The sequence below is a fragment of the Bacillus sp. FCW2 genome (assembly GCF_021228595.1).
Taxonomy (GTDB): Bacteria; Bacillota; Bacilli; order Bacillales; family Bacillaceae; genus Bacillus; species Bacillus velezensis.
This window is the reverse complement of record NZ_CP089436.1, coordinates 3,187,806-3,210,115: the sequence shown is the minus strand read 5'-3', so window position 1 is coordinate 3,210,115 and position 22,310 is coordinate 3,187,806. Positions and strand designations below refer to the sequence as shown.

The following is a 22,310-nucleotide window of genomic DNA, read 5'->3' as shown; positions in this document are numbered from 1 at the left end:
ACATCCGATAATAGAGTCCCTTTTGCTCCATCAAAGAATGAAAAGGTCACTATCTTTTTGATAGTCTCATTCGATCGCTATTCTACTCCGGATAACCCTCTGCAATATTTTTAAGTTTCCACTAATCCCCTTGCAACAAGTTATATTATACCAAAAATACAAATATATTTAAATTTTCCTATAAAATTTTCCGAATTTAAAATACATTGTTGTTACTAAGCTTTATCATCTGCATTAGGATTGTACAAAAAAAGATTGCAGAAGTTACTCTATGAGTAACACCACTGCAATCCGAAAAAAGTTTTAAAGAACGTATAAGAAGTTTAATTATTTTTATTTTCTTAGTATTAATTGCGCCACACACTCCACATGATTCGTATGCGGGAACATATCCACTGGCTGCACTTCTCGCGTCTGATACCCGCCATCCTCAAGCACCCGCAGGTCTCTTGCAAGCGTTCCTGGATTGCAGGATACGTACACCACCCGCTTCGGTTTCATGTCGATGATTGTCCGCAGGAGGGCTTCGTCACAGCCTTTTCTTGGCGGGTCGACGACGAGGGTGTCGGCCGTGATGCCTTCTTCATACCATTTTGGAATGACTGTTTCCGCTTCTCCGACTGCGAATTCCGCGTTTGTGATGCCGTTCAGCTCAGCGTTGCGTTTTGCATCCTCGATGGCTTCCGGCACGATTTCGACGCCGTATACTTTCTTCGCCTGCTTCGCTAAGAAGAGAGAAATGGTTCCGATGCCGCAGTAGGCGTCGATGACGGTTTCTTCCCCTTGCAGCTCCGCGTACTCAAGCGCTTTGTCGTAGAGCACTTTTGTCTGTTCCGGGTTGACCTGATAGAACGATCTGGCGGAGATGGCGAATTTGACGTCTCCGATGAGGTCGTAGATGTATTCTTCGCCCCAGATGACGTTTGTTTCGTTCCCAAAGATGACGTTTGTTTTGTTTGGATTGATGTTTTGCACGATGGATTTGACGTGCGGGAATTGCGCCGTGATGTCTTCGATGATTTTCGCTTTGTGCGGAAAATCGCTTGTTCTTGTGATGAAGACGATCATCATTTCGCCCGTGACGACGCCGTATCTGACCATAATGTGGCGGAGCCAGCCTTTGTGGCGTTCTTCGTTATAGGCTTTGACACCGTATGCTGCGCAGATGTCTTTGACGGCTTGGACGGCTTCGTCATTTTTGGATTGCTGGATCAGGCAGGCGCTCATGTCGATGATGTCATGGCTTCTTTGCTGATAAAATCCGGCGACGAGTCCGCCTTCTCTTTCTCCTACCGGCACCTGCGCTTTGTTTCTGTAGTTCCACGGGTCTTCCATGCCGAGCGTCGGGTGCACGGTGACTTTTGAGAGGTCCAGCTTGCCGATTCGTTCTAAGACGTCTTTGACTTGTTTCTGTTTAAACAAAAGCTGGCCTTCATAGGTCATGTGCTGAAGCTGGCAGCCGCCGCATTGTTTGTAGATTGGGCACGGGGCATCCGTTCTGTGCGGGCTTTCTTCCTTCAGCTCGATTAAGCGGCCGAAAGCGAAGCCTTTTTTGACGCGTGTCACTTTGATTTGCGCTTTTTCCTCAGGCAGGGCGTTCGGCACGAAGATCGGGAAGCCCTGAACCTTTGCGACGCCCGCTCCTTCGTGCGTCAAATCCTCAAATGTCACATCATAGTATTCATTTTTTTCTATCGGGGGTTTCATTTTCATCTATAATCACCTCTAGTTTTACCAATAACCTTGTTTCAGCGTGCTGGCAAACCTTCAAATTCAATGTCAGCCTTCAAAGGTTTCCGATCACGCTGAAAAGATGACAAAATCCTAAAACGAATACTGTTTTAGGATTTTGTCCGCGTATTAATCATCCAGCTGTTCCGCTTTCTCCTTCGGCATGATGACGTGAATATGCCGGTACAGGTTCACGAATTCGCCCGGCAGCATGCCGCCGTACTCGCCGTCCAGGTTCAGCTGCATTTTTTCTGATACATTGACTTTCACACGGTTCGCTTTTGTGTAAATAATGTGCTGATCGTTAATATGATCGCCTCTGAGCGCCATGCTCGCGACTCTGATAAACTCCGCGAGATTGGCTTTTTTCAAAATAATCAAATCAAACATGCCGTCATTCAGGCTGGAATCAGGGGCCAGCTTCTCGAATCCGCCGACCGAGTTGGTCAGCGTCACTAAAAACAGCATAATTTCGCCTTGAAACAGCTTGCCGTCATATTCAATCTCGACTTCTGTCGGTCGAAGTGAAGGCAGCATTTCCATTCCCTTTAAATAATAAGCAAGCTGGCCGAGCATCGTTTTCAGTTTGCTTGGCACATCATACGTCAGCTCCGTCAGACGGCCTCCGCCGGCGATGTTGATAAAATACTGACCGTTCACCTGTCCGATGTCGATCGGGCGGGCTACGCCGTTAATGACGGTATCAGCGGCATTCAGTATATTCTCTCTCGGAATGCCCAGCGCTCTGGCGAAGTCATTTGTCGTGCCGACCGGAATGATGCCGAGTGTCGGGCGTGTGTCTAACGGCGCGAGGCCGTTGACGACTTCATTAATCGTTCCGTCTCCGCCGGCAGCGATAATCAGGTCAAACTCCCGCAAAGCGGCTTCTTTTGCGGCGTGGGTGGCATCCCCCGCGCATATGGTGGCATGGGTGGAGGTTTCATAACCGGCTTGTTCAAATTTTTGCAGGACCTGGGCAAGATTTTTCTTAAAAAGCTCCCGTCCTGAAGTCGGATTGTATATTATGCGTGCACGTTTCATTATCTCATCATCCTACTTAAGAGTATCCGATCCATTATTAACACTAACAACCTTTAATTATACTATGACTTGAGAAAATCGCAACAATATGTACAGGAATTCCCAGAAGAAAAAAGGCCCCGGCTCCGTTTAAGGAGCCAAGGCCCGCTGTCTTACTCTTCTTCCGTTCCAGGTTTTTTCTTACGGAATTTCGCCAATACTTCATATACGATCGGCACAATCAGAAGGGTAAGCAGAGTTGAACTGATTAAACCGCCGATAACGGTGACACCGAGTCCTTTAGAAATGACCTGGCTGCCGCCTTCGAAGCCCAATGCCAATGGAAGCAGGGCGCCGATTGTCGCGATCGCCGTCATCAGAATCGGACGCAATCTCGTAGAGCCGGCTTCCAGGAGCGCTTCTCTCGTCGATAAGCCTTCCGCTTCTTTATGGATGACGCGGTCGATTAAGACAATCGCGTTTGTGACGACGATTCCGATCAGCATCAGCATACCGATCATGGCATTCAGACTGATCGTCTCTCCGGATACATACAGGCCGGCTAATGCGCCGATGACTGTAAACGGAAGCGAGAACAGAATCGCAAACGGCGCTAATGCTCCGCCGAACGTGATCACAAGAACGAGGTATACGATGGCGATTGCGGCAAGCATCGCTAAGCCGAGTTTCGTAAAGGAATCAGCAATATCCGCTGATACACCGCCGGTATCAATCGATACATTGTCCGGCTTATCCAGTTTGTCAACTTTCTTTTGAACGGCTGATGACACCTTCGTGACGTTGTCAGAAGTGACGGTTGCCGTTACGTCAGCGTACACTTTGCCGTCGCGTTTGGAAATGGTATCGGATGTCGTGCCGTTTTTCACTTTCGCCACATCGCCGATTTTTACTTCTTGGCCTGCAGGCGATGTGATGGTTTTATCCTCTAATTCTTTTACACTCTTATACTGGTCTTTTTCTGTTTTTATGTTGACGTCAAGCTCTTTGCCGTCCTTTTTCACCGTTGTCAAAGGAGACTGTGACGTTTGGGACATCAGGGCTTGGGAGATTTGCGAAGCCGTCAGGCCCTGCTTGCTGAGTTTCTCCTGGTCAGCGGTGAACGTGTACTCATCATATGTGCTGGAAAGGCCTGAGTTGACGTCTTTCAGATCTTTCTGCTTTTTCATGATGCCTTCGATGTCTTTGACCGTGCCTTTAATATCAGACTCTGAATCTCCGTACACATAGTACGTTAATTCGTTGTTGTTGCCTGACGAACTGAAATTTTGTGATTTCCATTCGCCGCGGCTGGATGTTTTTTTGATTTCTTTTAAGACATTGTCTTTTTCTTTGTCAAAATCAGGCGTGTCATCCTCGTATTTCACGTAGAACAATGCGCCGTTTGAGCTTCCGCCGAGCGGACTTTGCGAGCCTAATGAATACTGAACGGTATCGACATGTTTGCGTTTAAGCAGCATGTCTTCCGCTTTTTGCGCAGCTTTTTCAGCTTCGCTTTTCGTTTCGCCCGGTTCAGGCGTGTATGTGAGCTGCATCGTTTTGTCCGCTTGCGCAGGCAGGTAGCTCGCGCCGATCAGAGGTACGAGGAACAAACTGCCGACAAGCATCAGAACCGCGATGATAGATGTAATCCATTTATGTCTTAATGACCAATTCAGCACTTTTTTATAGAAATTGGCCAATCTGCCCGGCTTATGCTCTTTCGCTTTAACAGGCGCACCTGTGAGCGATTTTTTGAATAAGCTGTGCGCAAGCATCGGCACCAGTGTGATCGAAATCAACAGCGATGCGGCAAGCGCGAAGACGATTGTTAATGCAAACGGCATAAACAGTTCGCCGATCTGTCCGCCGACCATGGCAAGCGGCAGGAATACGGCAATGGTTACGATCGTTGATGACATGATCGGTTTAAACATTTCTTTCGTCGCTTCACGCACCAATTGCTTCCCGCGTAAAGGTTCATCTTTCAGCCTCATGCGGCGGTAAATGTTTTCGATCACGACAATCGAGTCGTCGACTACCCGTCCGATGGCGACCGTCATTGCACCGAGCGTCATTATGTTTAATGTGACATCAAGCTGATTCAGCACGAGAAGCGCAATCAGCAGTGACAGCGGGATGGAAATGATAGAAATCATCGTTGATTTAATATCTCTTAAGAATAAGAGAATGATCACGACCGCAAAAATCGCGCCGAAAATCGCTTTGCTTAACATCGTATCCACCGACTCTGTAATCGGCTCTGCCATATCAAGAGTCGAGCTGTACTTGAACCCTTTGTGGTCTTTTTTGTATTGATTCAGTTCATCTTTAATCGCATCGGCCACTTCTACCGTGTTGGCGTCATTGGCTTTTACGATATTAATTCCGATGCTGTCCTTTCCGTTCGTGCGGGAAATGGATTCAGCTTTTTTCACATCTTTAATGTCGGCAATATCAGAAAGCTTGACTGTCGGCACCCCTGCTGCCGCGCTTTGCTGTGCCTGCTGCATAGCCTGAGCGCCCGCCGCAGATGCCGCACCGGCTCCGCCCGCTTGACCTTGAGCGGCAGAAGAAGATGTGACCGGAATTCTCATATCTTTCAGATCTTTAATTGACGTAATATTTCCGTTAACGACAACTGATTTTTCTTTGTTGCCGAATGTGTACAATCCAAGCGGCGTATTGACGTCAGAGCCTTGGATCACTTTCTTGACGGTATCTTCATCAAGTCCGTACTCTTTCATTTTTTTGTCTTTGAAAGAGAATTCCACCTGCTCTTCCTGCTGACCGGAAACTTGCACGGACGCAACGCCCTGAATGCCTTCAAGCTTAGGAACGAGAGTGTTTTCCACATTTTTGGTCAGGTCTTCAAGCGAGCTTTTGCCGCTTGTCACACTGAGCGTCAAAATCGGGAAAGAGTTGAGGCTGTAACGGGAAATGTCAGGTTTTTTCGCGTCGTCAGGAAGGCTGACACTGTCCAGCGCTTCAGCGACTTCGGTTTTCGCCTTGTCCATATCCTTGCTGTAATCATATTCAATCATAACCGATGAGACGTTTTCAGAGGATGTGGACGTTACGACGCTCACTCCTTCTAAATTCTGGACCGCCTGCTCGATCGGTTTTGTCACGTCATCCGCAACTTGACTCGGAGCAGCTCCGGGATAAGTCGTATTTACTGAAAGGTAAGGCATGTTGACGTCCGGTATGGATTCCTGCTTCATATTCATACCGGCATACAGCCCTGCTACAGTAACGATAATCGTCATCAGCCAAACTGCGAATTTGTTCTTCAGTACAAAGTTAATAATGTGGTTCATCATGTCCTCCGTTAATTTTTATTGACTGACTGGTCATTCTATATAATACTAAACGGTATAACTCAACATCGTCAACTAATAAGGCAGTAAATTTTTCTAAATTTTTCAGGATTAAGGGGAAGCACGTCATGAACGAAAAAAAAGAGAAAATCATAAAAACAGGCATCCATTTATTTGCCAAAAAAGGGTTTTCTTCAACAACCATTCAGGAAATCGCCGGTGAATGCGGAATTTCAAAAGGAGCCTTCTATCTCCATTTCAAATCAAAAGAAGACCTTTTGCTGTCAGCATGTGAGTATTACATCGGCATGTCCATGGAAGAAATAAAGAAAATCAAAACAGAACATCAGCATAAACCGCCTAAGGACGTATTTCGAAAACAAATCGCTTATCAATTCCAGGAATTTATGGAGCACAAGGACTTTATCATTCTCTTGCTGAGCGAAAAGGTCATTCCTGAAAATCAAAAGGTCAAGCAGTATTTTCATGAGGCCAATATTCAATTTAACATGCTGTATCGGGATGCGTTGCTCTCCGTTTACGGAGATGCCGTCACACCGTTTATAGCGGATGCGTCCGTTATGGCGCAAGGAATTGTGAGCTCCTATATTCATTTCTTGATTTTTAATGAACATACGGCATTCCGGACGGAAAACGTGGCGGCCTTTCTGATTGCCAGAATCGATGATCTGATTACGGGACTGATAAAAGACAACCCCGATCCGCTGCTGCCTGAGGATATCTTCACTCAGCCCGCGGCGGACAGAGAAAGACTGCTTGCGGATATTCAAAAGATAAAAGCACAGCAGGGGCTGCCTGAGGACGTCCTCGTATCGCTTGAAGTCATTGAAGAGGAATGCGCAAAGGAAGAGCCGCGAAAACCGATTATTAAAGGAATGCTGTCCAACTTGGCAGGCAGCGGAAATGAGCAGATTGAAACGCTGCGGGCTTCCATTGAAACCTATTTCAGCTTATAAAAAAAAGAGACCGGCGCTTACCGGTCTCCGTGTCAGCAGCGCCCTTAGAGGCGGCTGCTTTTTTTATCGTTTTTTGATTTCTTCAAGTAAGATCTTGTTGACCATCGGCGGGTTGGCCTGTCCTTTTGAGGCTTTCATAATCTGCCCGACAAGGAAGCCGATCGCGCGGTCTTTTCCGTTTTTGAAGTCTTCAATTGACTGCGGGTTGCTGTCAAGCGCATCTGTTACCAGCTTCAGAAGCACGCTTTCGTCAGAAATCTGCACGAGGCCTTTTTCTTTGACGATTTTTTCTGCGTCGCCGCCTTTTTCAATTAATTCTTTAAAGACTTTCTTCGCGATTTTGGACGAGATGGTTCCTTTTTCAATCAGCTTAATCATGCCGGCAAGGCCTTCAGGAGTCAGGGCGACATCCTCAAGCTCTTTTTGTTCGGCGTTCAGGTAAGCTGAGACTTCACCCATCAGCCAGTTTGATGCCTGCTTGGCTTCTGCGCCTTTATTGACCGTTTCTTCGAAGAAATCAGCCATTTCTTTCGTCAGCGTCAGAACCATTGCGTCATAAGCAGGCAGGCCGAGCTCTTCGATATAACGCTTGCGGCGCTCGTCCGGAAGCTCAGGAATGGTTGCTCTTACGCGTTCTTTCCATTCGTCATCAATGTAGAGCTCGACAAGGTCAGGCTCAGGGAAATAACGATAGTCGTCCGAACCTTCTTTGACACGCATCAAAATGGTTTTTTTCGTCGCTTCATCGTAGCGGCGCGTCTCCTGCTGAATGACTCCGCCTGACAGAAGCACCTGCTCTTGGCGTTTTTCTTCATGCTCAAGTCCTTTTTGCACGAATGCGAAGGAGTTCAGGTTTTTCAGCTCCGTTTTTGTGCCGAATTTCTCCTGGCCGATCGGACGAAGGGAAATGTTGGCGTCACAACGCAGTGAACCTTCTTCCATTTTACAGTCGGAAACGCCTGTGTATTGGATAATTGATTTCAGCTTTTCGAGATATGCGTAAGCTTCCTCCGGTGTGCGGATATCCGGCTCAGATACAATCTCGACAAGCGGCGTGCCTTGGCGGTTGAAGTCAACGAGGGAATAGCCGTCGCCCGTATGCGTCAGTTTTCCCGCATCTTCTTCAAGGTGAAGACGGGTAATGCCGATTTTTTTCGTTTTTCCGCCGACTTCGATTTCGATCCAGCCGTTTTCGCCGATCGGCTTGTCAAATTGAGAAATTTGATATGCCTTCGGGTTGTCCGGATAGAAATAGTTTTTCCGGTCAAACTTCGTATCCGTTGCGATTTCACAGTTCAAAGCCATTGCGGCTTTCATCGCGAATTCAACCGCTTCTTTGTTCAAAACGGGCAGCACGCCGGGATAGCCGAGGTCGATGACGCTCGTTTGGGTATTCGCTTCCGCGCCGAATGGCGTCGGTGAGCTTGAGAAAATTTTAGATTTTGTTTTTAATTCCACATGGACTTCAAGTCCGATTACCGTTTCAAAGTTCACTTCATTTCACCCCTTACAGTTCAGGTTTCGCTTTATGATGATCTGTTGCCTGCTCAAAAGCATGAGCGACGCGGTATACAGTGCCTTCATCGAAGTGTTTTCCGATGATTTGCAATCCGAGCGGCAGCCCGTCCGCAAATCCGCACGGCACGCTGATTCCCGGCACACCCGCGAGGTTGACAGGGATCGTTAAAATATCGTTGGCGTACATTGTGAGCGGATCGCTGGTTTTTTCGCCGATTTTGAATGCCGGTGTCGGCGTTGTCGGTCCGACGATGACATCGTATTTCTCAAATACGTCTTCAAAATCTTTCTTAATAAGCGTGCGCACTTTTTGCGCTTTTTTGTAATACGCGTCATAGTAGCCGGAGCTGAGCGCGAAGGTGCCGAGCATGATGCGGCGCTTCACTTCATTGCCGAAGCCTTCTGAGCGTGTCTGTTTATAAAGGTCGATCAGGTTGTCCGCATTGTCTGAGCGGTAGCCGTAGCGGATGCCGTCAAAGCGCGCAAGGTTTGCAGACGCTTCGGAAGAAGACAGCAGATAATACGTCGCAAGCGCGTATTTGCTGTGCGGCAGAGATACTTCTTCCCATGTCGCTCCGAGGTCTTCAAGCACTTTTAAAGCGGCTAAAACCGATTCTTTCGCTTCTTTGCCGACGCCTTCTCCGAGATATTCTTTCGGTACGGCGATTTTTAAGCCTTTAATATCGCCAGTTAATGAAGAAAGAAAATCCGGCACTTCGACATTGGCGCTCGTAGAGTCCATTTTGTCCGGGCCTGAAATCGCCTGAAGCAGGAATGCGTTATCTTCTACGGTTCTTGTGATCGGCCCGATCTGGTCCAGTGAAGACGCAAAAGCGACCAAACCGTAACGCGACACGCGTCCGTATGTGGGCTTTAATCCGACGACGCCGCAGAAAGAAGCCGGCTGGCGGATGGAGCCGCCCGTATCAGATCCGAGTGAAAACGGCACTTCGCCCGCGGCAACCGCAGCTGCGGAACCGCCGCTTGATCCGCCGGGAACCGTATCGAGATTCCAAGGGTTTTTCGTCGCTTTGTACGCGGAGTTTTCAGTAGAAGAACCCATCGCGAACTCGTCCATATTCAGCTTTCCGATCGTGACGGCTTCAGCGGCTTGAAGGCGCTCCACGACCGTCGCATCGTAAATCGGATCGAAGTTTTCGAGGATTTTGCTTGAGCATGTTGTGCGAAGCCCTTTGGTCACGATGTTGTCTTTGACGCCGATCGGCATTCCGAAGAGAAGACCGTGTTCAGACCGTCCGTCAACCGCTTCGTCAAGTTCTTTCGCGTAAGCGCGGGCTCTTTCTTCATCAAGCTGTAAAAACGCCTGCACCTTATCATCCACGGATGCGATCCGTTTGTAAGATTCATCAACAAGATCGGAAATCTTGATTTCTTTTTTATGTATCATTTGTTTCAGTTCTGTGATTTTGTGATCAAATAATGACATACTGTCTCCCTCCTTTAATCCAGAATAGATGGCACACGGACATAGCCGTCTTTATGATCGGGAGCATTTTTCATGACATCCTCGACCGGAAGGCCTTTACCCGCTTCATCTTCTCTCATTACGTTTTTCATTTTCAGCACGTGTGTTGTCGGTTCCACGTTATCCGTGTCCACTTCATTAAGCTCCTCGGCAAACGAGATGATGCTGTCAAGCTGTTCTGTGAACATTTCAGCTTCTTCATCCGTAATGGCGAGTCTCGCCAAATGAGCGACATGCTTTACTTCTTCTATAGAAATTCGTGACATAAGATCCACCTCCGCATAATTCTCCGTTTCGTCATATAATACTGATCATATCAAAAATGAGCCCTCTAAAGCAACAAAACGCCGCCTTCTGAGGCATGATGAAACCCTCTCTATTTTATCCTAAATCGGGGAGAAAGAGAAACGAATTATATGTCAGAAAATTTTTACTTTTATAATTTATTGGTAGCGTTTTCATCTCTAAGCTGTTCTATGTTGGCGGGGATTTTTTCCTTGAGCGGGCCAGGTTTCGAGAGTTGATTGATCGGGGATACTTTGTTAGGTTTAGTAACCATAGCCAGCACTAAATCATGCGATCCGCATGGAATGATGACTAAAGGCTGGATCGCCGGCGCATATTCCGGCACTACTAATCTGCAGAGGTGATGCAACATTTACATGAAAGAAGAGAGGGTCCAAAAACGTGAGTATTGAATTAATTATATCTCTTGGCATTTACTTTGCTGCCATGCTGTTAATCGGCTGGTACGCATTCAGGAAGACAACGAATATTAATGATTACATGCTGGGCGGAAGAGGACTAGGCCCGTTCGTAACGGCGCTGTCCGCAGGTGCGGCCGATATGAGCGCATGGATGCTGATGGGAGTTCCCGGCGCAATGTTCGCAACGGGGTTATCGACCTTATGGCTGGCGCTCGGTTTGACGATCGGCGCGTATTCAAATTATCTGCTGCTTGCTCCGAGGCTGCGCGCTTACACGGAAGTTGCGGATGATGCGATTACGATTCCCGATTTTTTCGATAAACGGTTCCGCCACTCGTCATCATTGCTGAAAATTGTTTCCGCCGTGATTATTATGATCTTTTTCACGCTGTACACATCGTCCGGGATGGTATCCGGAGGCAGGTTATTTGAATCGGCATTCGGCGCCGACTACAAATTCGGTTTGTTTTTAACGGCCGGTGTTGTTGTGCTTTACACGCTGTTTGGCGGTTTCCTCGCTGTCAGTCTGACTGACTTTGTACAGGGAGCGATCATGTTTGCGGCATTAGTGCTTGTGCCGATCGTTGCTTTTACCCAGCTCGGGAGCGTTTCAACGACGATTGATTCGATCAACGCCGTTAACCCGAAACTATTGGATATCTTTAAAGGCGCGAGCGTCATTAGCATTATTTCTTATTTGGCATGGGGACTCGGCTATTACGGCCAGCCTCATATCATCGTACGATTTATGGCGATTAAAGAAGTGAAAGATTTAAAACCCGCCCGCAGAATCGGGATGAGCTGGATGGTTATTTCAGTTGTCGGTTCATTGCTTACCGGGATTATCGGGGTTGCGTATTCTCATCACTTCGGGGTCTCCGTAAAAGATCCGGAAACGATTTTCATTATTTTTTCTAAAATCTTGTTCCATCCGCTGATTACGGGCTTCTTGCTGTCCGCAATTTTAGCGGCGATCATGAGTTCCATTTCCTCACAGCTTCTCGTAACGGCAAGCGCCATTACGGAAGATTTATACCGCGCCTTTTTCAGACGGGAAGCGAGCGATAAAGAATTGGTCATGACCGGACGCCTGTCGGTATTGATCGTGGCCGTTATCGCCATCCTGCTTTCCATGAATCCGAACAGCACCATTCTTGATCTGGTCGGATATGCGTGGGCAGGCTTCGGTTCGGCTATCGGCCCGGCGCTCTTGCTCAGTCTGTACTGGAAACGGATGAATGAATGGGGAGCGCTTGCGGCGATGATTACCGGGGCCGCGGCCGTTTTAATCTGGATCACGACAGGGCTTGCCGCTTCAACCGGCATATACGAAATCATTCCGGGGTTCTTCCTCAGTCTGATTGCCGGTATTGCCGTCAGCCTGCTGACCAAAAAACCGGCCGATGCTTCTTATCAGCTGTTCAGCCGGATGGAAGCTCTTTTGAAAAACAAGAAATAGACAAAAAGCCGTCAGATTTTATCCCTGACGGCTTTTTTCTTCCGCACTTGTCCTGCTATAAATACTGTGAGAAAATCATATCAATTTATTATAAGAAAAATTGCGGAGGTGCTGTGCAAATTGAGCTGGCCTATCGAACCAGACATTTTATTAAAGCTGGGCATTGCCACGCTGATCGGCATGATCATCGGTCTTGAACGCGAGCTGAAAAACAAACCGCTCGGCCTGAAAACCTGTATCGTCATCGCCGTCAGCTCCTGTATGCTGACGATCGTCAGCATTAATGCGGCATATCATTTCCCAAAATATTACCGTATCATGATGGATCCGCTCCGCCTTCCCGCCCAAATCATTTCCGGCGTCGGTTTTATCGGTGCGGGCGTGATCCTGCGCAAAAGCAATGACGTCATTTCCGGCCTGACGACATCGGCTATCATCTGGGGCGCAGCCGGGCTCGGTCTGGCGACAGGCGCCGGCTTTTATAAAGAGGCGTTCGCAAGCCTCTTGTTTATCCTGATCAGTGTCGAATTTCTTCCGTGGCTGATCAGAAAAATCGGTCCCAACCGCTTGAAGGAAAAGGATATCCGCGTGAGAATGTCTCTTTCCGATAAAGACAAAATGACCGAGATTTTAAAAGAAATGAAAAGCAAACAGCTCCGCATTCACTCCGTCCGGATTGATGATCTGGGTGAAAAAGAATTTCCGATTATGGAAGTGAAAGTCAGTGTTCACAAAAACCGCTACACCACTGACGTCTATTATGATATTAAAGAAATTCAGGGTGTCGTCGGAGTGAAGTGTGATACGCTATAAAAAAACGCCGGGCTGGATTCAGCCGGCGTTTTTCTATTTATACGAATGCAGAAAAGTTATACTCCGTAATCGGGGTTTCGTTTTCGATATCGCGCCTGAAGGTTTTCAGCATCTCAAGTTCCTCGTCCCCGAGTGCATTGAGGTCAAACGCCTGATGCAATAATCCGTAGATCAGCATATGGCGCAGCCGGAGAAAATCCGGGATGTGTTCAAGCCAGGCGGGGTCAAGGTCATTTTCTTCCCTGTAGCCTTTCATAAAGTGTGTCATGAATTCACCCGTAAACGCGGCCTTGTCTTCATACGGGATGACCGGATACCACAACATGTTGTACAGCAGAATACTGATATCATTCACAAACCAATTGTAGCCGGTATCATCAAAATCAAATGCAGTGATTTTACCGTTGTCCCAATTGAAATTGCCGTGGTGCAGATCGGCGTGCACAAGGCCGTAGTTTTCAGGATTCTTCGGCAAACGGCGCAGTTTTTCCATTAGAGCATCCGCCCGCTCAAATACGAGATGCTGATCTGCGGGCACGTATTTTCTCAGCTTCAGCTGCTCCTCTTCATCCCATTCCTGCCTTTTATATGCCGGATCGCTCAGACAGTAGCTTTTCGTCAGCCGGTGCATGTTCCCCGTGTATTTTCCAAGCTCGTAAAACAGAGTTCCGTTCCAGTCTGATTCCTCCACTTTGCGTCCGGGCGCTTTTTCATAGACTCTTACTAAAAACGCTCCGCCTTTTCCATCCGGCACTTCTTCGACATCTCTGCCATTTAATGAAGGAATCGGTTTTGCTGCTGAAAGCCCTCCCTTTGCCAGATGATGAAGCCATTCCATTTCTCCGAGAATATATTCCGGTGTTCTTCTGATCGTATGCGTAATTTTTAAGATATAAGGTTCGTTATCTTTCACAATTTCATATACGTAGTTCTCTGCGTCCGCGATAAATTGAAACTTGGTAAAGCCGTATATTTCACCGGCCTCAGCCAGTACCTTATCTTCCTCAAAAATCGCTTTAATATCTTTATGCATGCTGATTCACCCTTTTCATAACGTTTGTAGGCGGTGTGTGTACTCAGCAAATGTCATTCATCAACATTCCTGCCCTTCTTTTTTCACAGCAGATTCGTAACATCCGCTTAGAAATGAAATGTGTTTTCCTGTTAATTCCTAATTATACAAATATCTTAACATACCTCATCCCTCTCTCCAACGATATTCACAATAAAAAAACCCTTGCTCATACAGAAATGAACAAGGGCATCTTGGTTAATCGTAAATATGGACGGTCGGTTCTTTGTCACCCGCATTGCGGACGATCAGCGCTTCCTGGCCGTCAGACGAGGTAATGTTAATTTCGACATCAACTGAGCTTTTTGAATAATAATCCATCAGCTCACCTGTTAAGTATTGGGTAAAGGCGATAACTTCGCTTTTCCCGTAAAATTGCATCGGGATTTCAATCTTCATTTTTCTCATTTCATCGTTTTCGTACATTGCCGTTCCGACGACTCCGGTGTAATTCGGGAAGTAGCTGTCGATGGCGTTTTTGAAGCGTTTAAACACTTCGGAATCATCAGGGTATTTCTTTGCCGTGTCTGTATCCGCCGGATAGAAGACGTACTTTTCTTTGACATCATCCCAGTTTGAAATGGTGGATGAGCCGGCCTTGACTTCTGTTTTCGCAATGTAATTCCCCGGCACGATTGATGTTTTCGGCGCTTGTTTATAAAGGGCGACGGTAATCGGCACATTTTTCAGGTTATCCATTTTCCGAAGGCGGTTAACGACTTCCTGGGCGATTTCTTCACCGTGGCTGCGGATCGTTTTGTCACTGAGCTCCACTTCCTGCTGCGGATCACCTGTGTTTTCGCGGTAATAGTAAACAGAGTTGAGAGCGAGACCGATCATGACACCGCCAAGCTGGATGGAATTTTTATCTTTTCTTACTAAGTAATCCTGTTCAAGCATAGACGCTAAGTAAATCGGGCTGTTTTCATTTTTCTCTTTTGCCGATCCCGAGCTTGGCAGCACCGGGTTTAAGCCGAGATTCTGAAAATTGGCATCTGCCTTTTTCGCCTTTTTCAGATCACTGCCCTCTTTTTTGCGGTCAAGCCAGCTGAGTACCGTGTCCTCATCTAAATACTGGCCTTCCTGATACAAATAGTCATCCGTCGGGAACGTGTCTTGAGCGAGCCGCATCAGACCCGTCTCGAATTCATCGATGTCCAGCCTCGTGTTCAGCCGGTCCGCGGTCAGGCCGCGCGCTTTTCCGGCCTTAAACGGAAGCACCATTTTATAGTAGGAATCAGAGATATTATATTTCGGTATGATCGCTTTTTCAGAAGACTTTGCCGTTTTCTGCGTGATCTCTTCCTCTTTGTTCCCCCCGAAACTCGGCGAACAGGCCGACAGCATGAGTACTGCCGCCGTTGCCGTCGCCGCCAATGCCAACATCTTTTTCAATAGAAAACACTCCTCTTATTTCTTTAGCTCTCCCAATAGCTGTGCTTCATTCCATACTTCAATGTTTAATTCCTGCGCTTTTGTCAGCTTGCTTCCGGCCGCTTCTCCGGCAATCAGCAAGTCTGTTTTTTTGCTGACAGATCCCGTCAGCTTTCCGCCGAGCGCTTCAATCTGCGCCTTGGCTTCATTTCTGGACAGCTCTTCAAGCTTTCCGGTTAACACGATGGTTTTGCCGGCAAAATAAGAGTCGCTGTCCTCCGCTTTTACTTTTTTCGGGCCTTTGTAGAGTGTGTTCACACCGAGTTCCTCAAGTTCATTCAATAGCTCAACCATTTCTTCTTTACGGAAATAGGTGACAACGGCATCGGCCATCTTTTCGCCGATTTCATCTACCGCAAGCAGCTCTTCTTCCGTGGCTTGTTTCAGATTTTCCAGGCTTTCAAAATGCATGGCGAGTGTTTTGGCCGCTTTTGAGCCGATAAAACGGATGCCGAGACCGAACAGCAGGCGTTCCAGCGAATTCTCTTTCGACTTTTGGATGGAGCTGATCAGATTGTCAGTTGATTTTTCCCCCATCCGCTCAAGCCGGATGACCTGCTCTTTCGTCAGCTTATACAAATCAGCGACATTACGGACGAGATGTTCACGGAAAAGCTGTGTGATGACACGTTCTCCGAGTCCGTCAATATTCATCGCGTTGCGTGAGACAAAGTGAATCAGGCCTTCTCTGATCTGCGCCGGACATTCCGGATTGATGCAGCGCAGCGCGACTTCCCCTTCAATGCGGACAAGTTCGCTCTCGCACTCAGGGCAGCTGGTAGGCATATTGAATTCTTTTTCTTCCCCGGTCCGCTGTTCGATTAAGACATTGACGACCTCAGGGATGATGTCGCCCGCTTTTTTGACGACCACTTTATCGAGAATGCGGATATCCTTCTCTTTAATTAAATCTTCGTTATGAAGGGATGCTCTTGAGACCGTCGTTCCCGCGACTTTTACCGGTTCCAGAACGGCGGTCGGCGTAATGACGCCCGTTCTTCCGACATTCAGTTCGATATCGAGCAGTTTTGTCACGACCTCTTCCGCCGGGAATTTATAAGCAATCGCCCAGCGCGGGCTTTTTGCCGTATACCCGAGTTCTTCCTGTTGATCGAGCGAATCGACTTTGATGACGATCCCGTCAATTTCATACGGGAGATCGGCCCGCTTCGCCTGCAGCTCTTCGATCATTTCAATGACTTCATCTATCGTGGCGCATTTTTTCCGTTCCTGATTTGTTTTAAAACCGAGCTCATCCAGAAAATCCAGGCCCTGACTCTGTGTTTCCACACCCATTTCGTCAAGCTCCGCTATACTGTAGACGAAGATGTCAAGATTTCGTTTCGCTGCAATTTTCGGATCGAGCTGTCTGAGTGAGCCCGCAGCCGCGTTCCGGGGATTGGCGAACGGCTCCTCTTCATGTTTCAGCCTTTCTTCATTGAGGGCTTCAAATGACTGTTTCGGCATGTACGCCTCTCCGCGCACTTCTATGGAAAGATTCCGTTTCATTTTCAGCGGAATGTTGCGGATCGTTTTTAAGTTTTCCGTGATATCTTCGCCCGTCGTTCCGTCTCCTCTTGTCGCGCCTCTGACGAAATAGCCGTCTTCATAACGGAGAGAAACAGCAAGACCGTCTATTTTCAGCTCCACGTTATAAGCGACGCCGGCACCGACAGCCTGACGGACGCGGCGGTCAAAATCGCGGAGATCATCATCGTTAAATGCGTTGCCGAGACTGAGCATCGGCGTGCCGTGCTGCACCTTTTGAAACGATTCAAGCACCGCTCCCCCGACCCGCTGTGTGGGCGAATCAGGCATTCTGAGCTCCGGGTGCTCTTCCTCTATGGCAATCAGCTCCTGCATCAGTCTGTCGTACTCGGAATCCGGCACGCTCGGTTCATCTAAGGTGTAATATTCATAACTGTACTGATCGATGGTGCGGCGCAATTCTTCTGCCCGGTGTTTCGCTGTTTCTTTGTCCATCATGTTCTTCCTTTCCTCTTCAGGTTACTGCTTTTCAATCGGCGCAAAAGCGGCAAGCAGACGCTTCACGCCGACTGGGCTCGGGAATGCAATATCAAGCTCGGTGCTTTCGCCTTCTCCTTTTACGCTGACAACCGTTCCGGTGCCCCATTTTTTATGGCCCGCTTTATCGCCGACCGCCCAGCTGAGCGAGTCGCCGCCTGTTTTGTTCGCATAGGAAACGGGACGGGATACGGGCCCGCGTTTTGGCTGCACTTTTCTTCCCGGCTGCATGCGAGGTGTTTTCTTCTCATTTAGGTTCTCCAATAAATCGCCAGGTATTTCCCTGATAAAGCGGGATTCCGGATTCATATTGGTGCGGCCGAATAAGGTGCGCATTTTGGCATTCGTTAAATACAGTTCTTCCTCCGCCCTCGTAATGCCTACATATGCGAGCCTGCGTTCTTCTTCCATCTCGGCTTCTTCCATCAGGGAGCGGCTGTGCGGGAACACGCCTTCTTCCATGCCCATTAAGAACACGACAGGAAATTCAAGCCCCTTAGCGGCGTGCAGTGTCATTAAAGTGACGGCATCCTTTCCGCCTGATTCCTCTTCCTTCTGGTCGAGCTGGTCAATATCCGCGATCAGCGCCAGATCAGTCAGAAACGCGACGAGAGACTTGTCTTCGCTTTTTTGTTCGAAGTTTTTCGTCACGGAAAGAAACTCGTCGATATTTTCAAGGCGGCTTTGGGCTTCGATTGATTTTTCGGCCTTCAGCATTTCTCTGTATTCCGTTTTCTCGAGAATTTCTTCCGTGAGTTCCGTAATGGACAGGTAATCCTGCATGTTCGTCAGATTTTCAACCATCGCGCCAAAGCCGTCAAGCGCGTTTGCCGCTTTTGCGCTGACGCCGATGAAATCAACCTGTTTGATCGCCTGGAACATTGACATTCCGTTCATCGCCGCATATGAAGCGATTTTTTCTAGCGAAGTTGCGCCGACGCCCCGCTTCGGCACATTGACGATCCGCGTAAAACTGATGTCGTCGTCCGGGTTTGACACAAGGCGCAGGTATGCGAGAATGTCTTTAATTTCTTTCCTGTCGTAGAACTTGGTTCCGCCGACGATATTGTAGTTCAGTCCGGATTTTAAAAGGGTTTCCTCAATGACGCGCGACTGGGCGTTTGTCCGGTATAAAATCGCGATATCGGAAAGCTTCCGCCGGCCCGAACTGTTCAGCTCATAAATTTTGCCCGCGACGAATTGGCCTTCGCCGAATTCATTGTCGCCACTGTAATAAGAAAGCTTGATGCCTTCGTCATTTTCCGTCCACAGGTTTTTCGGCTTGCGGTTTGAGTTGTTTTTGATCACTTCGTTAGCCGCCTGCAGAATCCGCTTTGTTGAGCGGTAGTTTTGCTCGAGCAGAATCACGTTTGCGCTCGGATAATCTTTTTCAAAGGAAAGGATATTCGCGATATCCGCCCCGCGCCATCTGTAAATGGACTGGTCGGAGTCACCGACGACGCAGATATTTTCAAGACGGGCCGCAAGCTGCTTCACAAGCAGGTATTGCGCCCTGTTCGTATCCTGATACTCGTCTACGTGAATGTATTGGAATTTACGCTGATAAAACTCAAGCACTTCCGGCACACGCTCGAAAAGCTTAATCGTCGTCATGATTAAATCATCAAAATCGAGCGATTGGTTTTTCAGCAGTTTTTTCTGATAATCGGTATACACGTCACTCGTGACCTGATCGTAGTAGCCGCCGGCCGTTTTTGCGAATTCCTCAGGTTCGATCAGCTCGTTTTTTGCGCTGCTGATGGAGCCTAAAATACTTCTCGGATCAAACTTTTTCGGATCGATATTCCGCTCTTTCAGAATCCCTTTAATAACGGAAAGCTGATCAGCCGTATCAAGAATGGAGAAATTTCGGTTGATGCCGATTCTGTCAATATCCCTGCGCAGAATCCGCACGCACATGCTGTGGAAGGTGGAAATCCAGATTTCATCCGCGCCGGGTCCGAGAATGCTCTCCACCCGCTCCTTCATTTCTCTGGCTGCTTTATTTGTAAATGTAATCGCCAGAATGTTCCATGGCGCCACGTGTTTTTCCGCCATTAAGTATGCGATTCTGTGCGTCAGCACACGTGTTTTTCCGCTTCCCGCGCCCGCCATCAGAAGCAGCGGACCGTCCGTCGTCTTGACCGCTTCCTGCTGAACGGGATTTAATCCGCTTAATAATTGATTGCTAATGTAATTCATATCCGTTCACCGCCTATCAAACATATGTTCTATCATAAATCAATTTCGTCCGCTTGGCTACTTTGTCTTTACAGCCGCCACCGTTTTGAGCGCCTGATCAAAATCTTCATATACGGCATTTCCGACAACGATGACATCGGCATGACGGCCGAACCGTTCCGCCGTTTCCGCGTCTTTAATGCCGCCTCCGTAAAACAGGACGGACTTGTCCAGCACAGCCTTCGTTTTCTCCACCGTTTCTATGTCCGCCAGCATCCCGCTGTATTCCAGATAAAAAATCGGGAGATGAAGCAAATGTTCCGCGACCCGCGCATAGGCGAGAATATCTTCTGTTTCTATATGTGTATCCGCCTCCGTCAAAGCGGCCGCCTTACAATCAGGATTGACGATGCAGTAGCCCTCCGTCACGATTTCCTCCATTGACATGAGCTCTCCGTATTCTTTCATCGCCTGATGATGCATGCCGACAATCCAGTCCGCCTTTTTGCTGTTGAGCACACTCGGAATGAAATAAAGATCAAACCCGGGCACAATGGAATCAATCGTCGACACCTCAAGTACGCACGGCACTAAAAACCGCCGCACCTTTGACATCAGTCTCAGCACATTGTCCTCGGTGATATTGTCGCTTCCTCCGATCACAATGGCGTCAGTCCCTGATTCACAAAGCCGTTCCAGCTGTTCATCCGGTAAATCTTTATTCGGATCGAGTTTAAAAACATGCTTCCACTCGTTAACATCGTACATGCGTTTTCGTTCCTCCATTCGTTTCTTGCCATTTAAACATTATAACAAATTCGTTTGGCCCGGAAAAACGGAAAAAGACGTCATTCACCTGATTCACAAAAAAAGATTGCGCTCCGCCGGACGGGAAACGGCTATGTTTGAAAACAGACAATATGTGGAATGTCAAAGAGAAAAAAGACAAGGAGTCTGATCTCAATGGAACAAGCCATTATCGTACTGATTTGTATATTGATCTTTATTATTTTAGTTCCCGCCGCATTGTTTTTCTGGATATACATAAGAGACGAAAAGCAGGAAGAACATTCAGTGCTGCGCAATTATCCCGTAGCGGGAAAACTGCGCTATATATTTGAAAAAATCGGACCTGAGCTGCGGCAGTATTTATTCAGCAATGATAATGAGGAACAGCCGTTTTCCCGGAGAGAATATGAACAGACGGTCATGTCGGGAAAGTATAAAAGCAGAATGATGGGCTTCGGCTCAGAACGGGATTTCGATCAGCCGGGCTATTATATCCGTAACGCCCTCTTCCCGAAACAAAGGGAGGAGCTGCGCGCAGATCAGACGCCGAAGATCGACACGATGATATACAAAATTGACAAAGACAACCTGCTGAAACGCAGCGAACACCGCGAAAAAGCAAAGGCGGACCCTTATTACCTGCATCCGGACGATGTGCAAGTGATCGGCCGCGATACATGCAAGAAGCCGTTTTATGTGAAAGGGTTAATCGGACAATCAGCGATGAGCTACGGCTCACTTGGCGACCGGGCAATTACCGCCCTGTCAAAAGGGCTGCACCAGGCCGGCGGCACATGGATGAATACAGGCGAAGGCGGCCTGTCTGAGTATCACCTGAAAGGCGGCGCGGATATTATCTGCCAAATCGGTCCCGGGCTGTTCGGCGTGCGCACTGAAGATGGAGAATTTTCATGGGAAGAATTTAAGAAAAAAAGCCGCCTCGAGCAGATTAAAGCCTTTGAATTAAAGCTTGCGCAAGGGGCGAAAGCAAGAGGCGGGCATATTGACGGTTCAAAGGTGACCGAAGAAATTGCCGCCATCAGAAATGTGCAGCCCGGACAATCCATTGACAGCCCAAACCGCTTCAACGAGTTCTCAAATGTCCCGGACATGCTTGATTTCATTGAGAAATTAAGGACTGTCGGCGAAAAACCGGTCGGCATCAAAATTGTCCCGGGAAGCCGCAAAGACCTTGAAGACCTTATTTCCTGTATGAGCTCATCAGGCAAACTTCCCGACTTTATTACGATTGACGGCAGTGAAGGGGGAACGGGAGCTTCTTTCCATGAGCTGGCGGATTCCGTCGGCCTGCCGATTCTGACCGGCCTTCCCCTTGTTGACGGCCTTTTGAAGACATACGGGATAAGAGATAAGCTGAAAATTTTCGCATCCGGAAAGCTGCTCACTCCGGATAAGATTGCCGTTGCCCTCGCGTTAGGCGCGGATTTTGTCAATATTGCCCGGGGAATGATGTTTTCAGTCGGCTGTATCCGCGCTCAAGTATGCCACACCAATCATTGTCCTGTCGGAGTGGCGACAACCGATCCAAAACTTCAGCGCGCGCTCAGTATCGAAGATAAACAGCACCGCGTCTGCAACTACGTGCTCTCGTTGCGTGAAGGGCTGTTTCACCTTGCCGCGGCGGCGGGCATCAGCTCGCCGGTTCATTTCTCAGCTGAACACATCGTATACCGGGAGGAAGACGGAAGCCTGAGGGAACTTCCCGGCCTTTTGAATCAGCACGCATAAAAAAAACCGCCTGCCGTCATCGGCAGAGCGGT

15 protein-coding genes are annotated in these 22,310 nt (G+C 48.1%); 4 read left to right on the top strand and 11 right to left on the bottom strand.

All coding sequences use genetic code 11. The annotated features are described in order from the left end of the window. Positions 1-333: 333 nt before the first annotated feature. From rlmD to K3G25_RS15990, 3 genes are all read right to left on the bottom strand, one after another. A complete protein-coding gene (gene rlmD / locus K3G25_RS16000; RefSeq protein WP_053285245.1) occupies positions 334-1,713 on the bottom strand; it encodes a 23S rRNA (uracil(1939)-C(5))-methyltransferase RlmD in 1,380 nt (459 codons plus the stop codon). A 147-nt stretch (positions 1,714-1,860) separates the two neighbouring features. Then, positions 1,861-2,772 (bottom strand): diacylglycerol kinase, encoded by a 912-nt coding sequence (locus tag K3G25_RS15995; protein ID WP_232489400.1) that lies wholly within the window; start codon positions 2,770-2,772, stop codon positions 1,861-1,863. A gap of 152 nt (positions 2,773-2,924) precedes the next feature. Beyond that, a complete protein-coding gene (locus K3G25_RS15990; protein WP_232489753.1) occupies positions 2,925-6,068 on the bottom strand; it encodes an efflux RND transporter permease subunit in 3,144 nt (1,047 codons plus the stop codon). Positions 6,069-6,196: 128 nt separating this feature from the next. On the opposite strand from K3G25_RS15990, the gene K3G25_RS15985 reads away from it, so the two are divergent. Continuing rightward, complete coding sequence (locus tag K3G25_RS15985) at positions 6,197-7,045, top strand: TetR/AcrR family transcriptional regulator (RefSeq protein ID WP_021495171.1); 849 nt, start codon at positions 6,197-6,199, stop codon at positions 7,043-7,045. Between the two features lie 63 nt (positions 7,046-7,108). Here K3G25_RS15985 and gatB read toward each other — a convergent pair whose 3' ends face one another. From gatB to gatC, 3 genes are read right to left on the bottom strand one after another with little or no spacing between them, the layout of a single operon-like run. Then, positions 7,109-8,539: an Asp-tRNA(Asn)/Glu-tRNA(Gln) amidotransferase subunit GatB gene (gene gatB / locus K3G25_RS15980; protein ID WP_003155730.1), complete on the bottom strand. Its 1,431-nt coding sequence runs from the start codon at positions 8,537-8,539 to the stop codon at positions 7,109-7,111. A gap of 13 nt (positions 8,540-8,552) precedes the next feature. Further along, the gene (gene gatA / locus K3G25_RS15975; RefSeq protein WP_007408915.1) at positions 8,553-10,010 is read right to left on the bottom strand and encodes an Asp-tRNA(Asn)/Glu-tRNA(Gln) amidotransferase subunit GatA; all 1,458 of its coding nucleotides are present in this window, start codon (positions 10,008-10,010) and stop codon (positions 8,553-8,555) included. Positions 10,011-10,024: 14 nt separating this feature from the next. Then, positions 10,025-10,315, bottom strand: a complete 291-nt coding sequence (gatC, locus tag K3G25_RS15970; protein ID WP_003155732.1) for an Asp-tRNA(Asn)/Glu-tRNA(Gln) amidotransferase subunit GatC — start codon at positions 10,313-10,315, stop codon at positions 10,025-10,027. 421 nt (positions 10,316-10,736) lie between these two features. On the opposite strand from gatC, the gene putP reads away from it, so the two are divergent. Both putP and K3G25_RS15960 read left to right on the top strand, forming a co-directional pair. Further along, on the top strand, positions 10,737-12,215 hold the full coding sequence (gene putP, locus K3G25_RS15965) for a sodium/proline symporter PutP (RefSeq protein ID WP_021495172.1): 1,479 nt from the start codon (positions 10,737-10,739) through the stop codon (positions 12,213-12,215). Between the two features lie 120 nt (positions 12,216-12,335). After that, positions 12,336-13,028, top strand: a complete 693-nt coding sequence (locus tag K3G25_RS15960) for an MgtC/SapB family protein (RefSeq protein WP_003155735.1) — start codon at positions 12,336-12,338, stop codon at positions 13,026-13,028. Between the two features lie 37 nt (positions 13,029-13,065). Here the strand turns inward: K3G25_RS15960 and K3G25_RS15955 are convergent, their stop codons facing one another. The 5 genes from K3G25_RS15955 to K3G25_RS15935 all read right to left on the bottom strand — a co-directional run bounded on the left by K3G25_RS15955 (position 13,066) and on the right by K3G25_RS15935 (position 20,508). Next, on the bottom strand, positions 13,066-14,061 hold the full coding sequence (locus K3G25_RS15955) for a phosphotransferase enzyme family protein (protein WP_053285246.1): 996 nt from the start codon (positions 14,059-14,061) through the stop codon (positions 13,066-13,068). Between the two features lie 237 nt (positions 14,062-14,298). After that, positions 14,299-15,495, bottom strand: coding sequence for a CamS family sex pheromone protein (locus K3G25_RS15950; RefSeq protein ID WP_014417115.1), 1,197 nt, complete (start codon positions 15,493-15,495; stop codon positions 14,299-14,301). A gap of 15 nt (positions 15,496-15,510) precedes the next feature. Continuing rightward, a complete protein-coding gene (gene ligA, locus K3G25_RS15945; RefSeq protein WP_121984691.1) occupies positions 15,511-17,517 on the bottom strand; it encodes an NAD-dependent DNA ligase LigA in 2,007 nt (668 codons plus the stop codon). A gap of 24 nt (positions 17,518-17,541) precedes the next feature. After that, positions 17,542-19,761, bottom strand: a complete 2,220-nt coding sequence (gene pcrA / locus K3G25_RS15940; protein WP_021495175.1) for a DNA helicase PcrA — start codon at positions 19,759-19,761, stop codon at positions 17,542-17,544. Positions 19,762-19,818: 57 nt separating this feature from the next. Further along, positions 19,819-20,508, bottom strand: a complete 690-nt coding sequence (locus K3G25_RS15935; RefSeq protein WP_003155740.1) for a heptaprenylglyceryl phosphate synthase — start codon at positions 20,506-20,508, stop codon at positions 19,819-19,821. Between the two features lie 195 nt (positions 20,509-20,703). Here K3G25_RS15935 and K3G25_RS15930 point away from each other — a divergent pair, with 195 nt between their 5' ends. Further along, positions 20,704-22,278, top strand: a complete 1,575-nt coding sequence (locus tag K3G25_RS15930; protein ID WP_232489399.1) for an FMN-binding glutamate synthase family protein — start codon at positions 20,704-20,706, stop codon at positions 22,276-22,278. Positions 22,279-22,310 lie beyond the last annotated feature (32 nt).

Coding starts and splice junctions, on each gene's coding strand:
- rlmD (WP_053285245.1), bottom strand. CDS start 1,713: ATGAAAATGAAACCCCCGATAGAAAAAAATGAATACTATGATGTGACA.
- K3G25_RS15995 (WP_232489400.1), bottom strand. CDS start 2,772: ATGAAACGTGCACGCATAATATACAATCCGACTTCAGGACGGGAGCTT.
- K3G25_RS15990 (WP_232489753.1), bottom strand. CDS start 6,068: ATGAACCACATTATTAACTTTGTACTGAAGAACAAATTCGCAGTTTGG.
- K3G25_RS15985 (WP_021495171.1), top strand. CDS start 6,197: ATGAACGAAAAAAAAGAGAAAATCATAAAAACAGGCATCCATTTATTT.
- gatA (WP_007408915.1), bottom strand. CDS start 10,010: ATGTCATTATTTGATCACAAAATCACAGAACTGAAACAAATGATACAT.
- gatC (WP_003155732.1), bottom strand. CDS start 10,315: ATGTCACGAATTTCTATAGAAGAAGTAAAGCATGTCGCTCATTTGGCG.
- K3G25_RS15955 (WP_053285246.1), bottom strand. CDS start 14,061: ATGCATAAAGATATTAAAGCGATTTTTGAGGAAGATAAGGTACTGGCT.
- ligA (WP_121984691.1), bottom strand. CDS start 17,517: ATGGACAAAGAAACAGCGAAACACCGGGCAGAAGAATTGCGCCGCACC.
- pcrA (WP_021495175.1), bottom strand. CDS start 19,761: ATGAATTACATTAGCAATCAATTATTAAGCGGATTAAATCCCGTTCAG.
- K3G25_RS15935 (WP_003155740.1), bottom strand. CDS start 20,508: ATGTACGATGTTAACGAGTGGAAGCATGTTTTTAAACTCGATCCGAAT.
- K3G25_RS15930 (WP_232489399.1), top strand. CDS start 20,704: ATGGAACAAGCCATTATCGTACTGATTTGTATATTGATCTTTATTATT.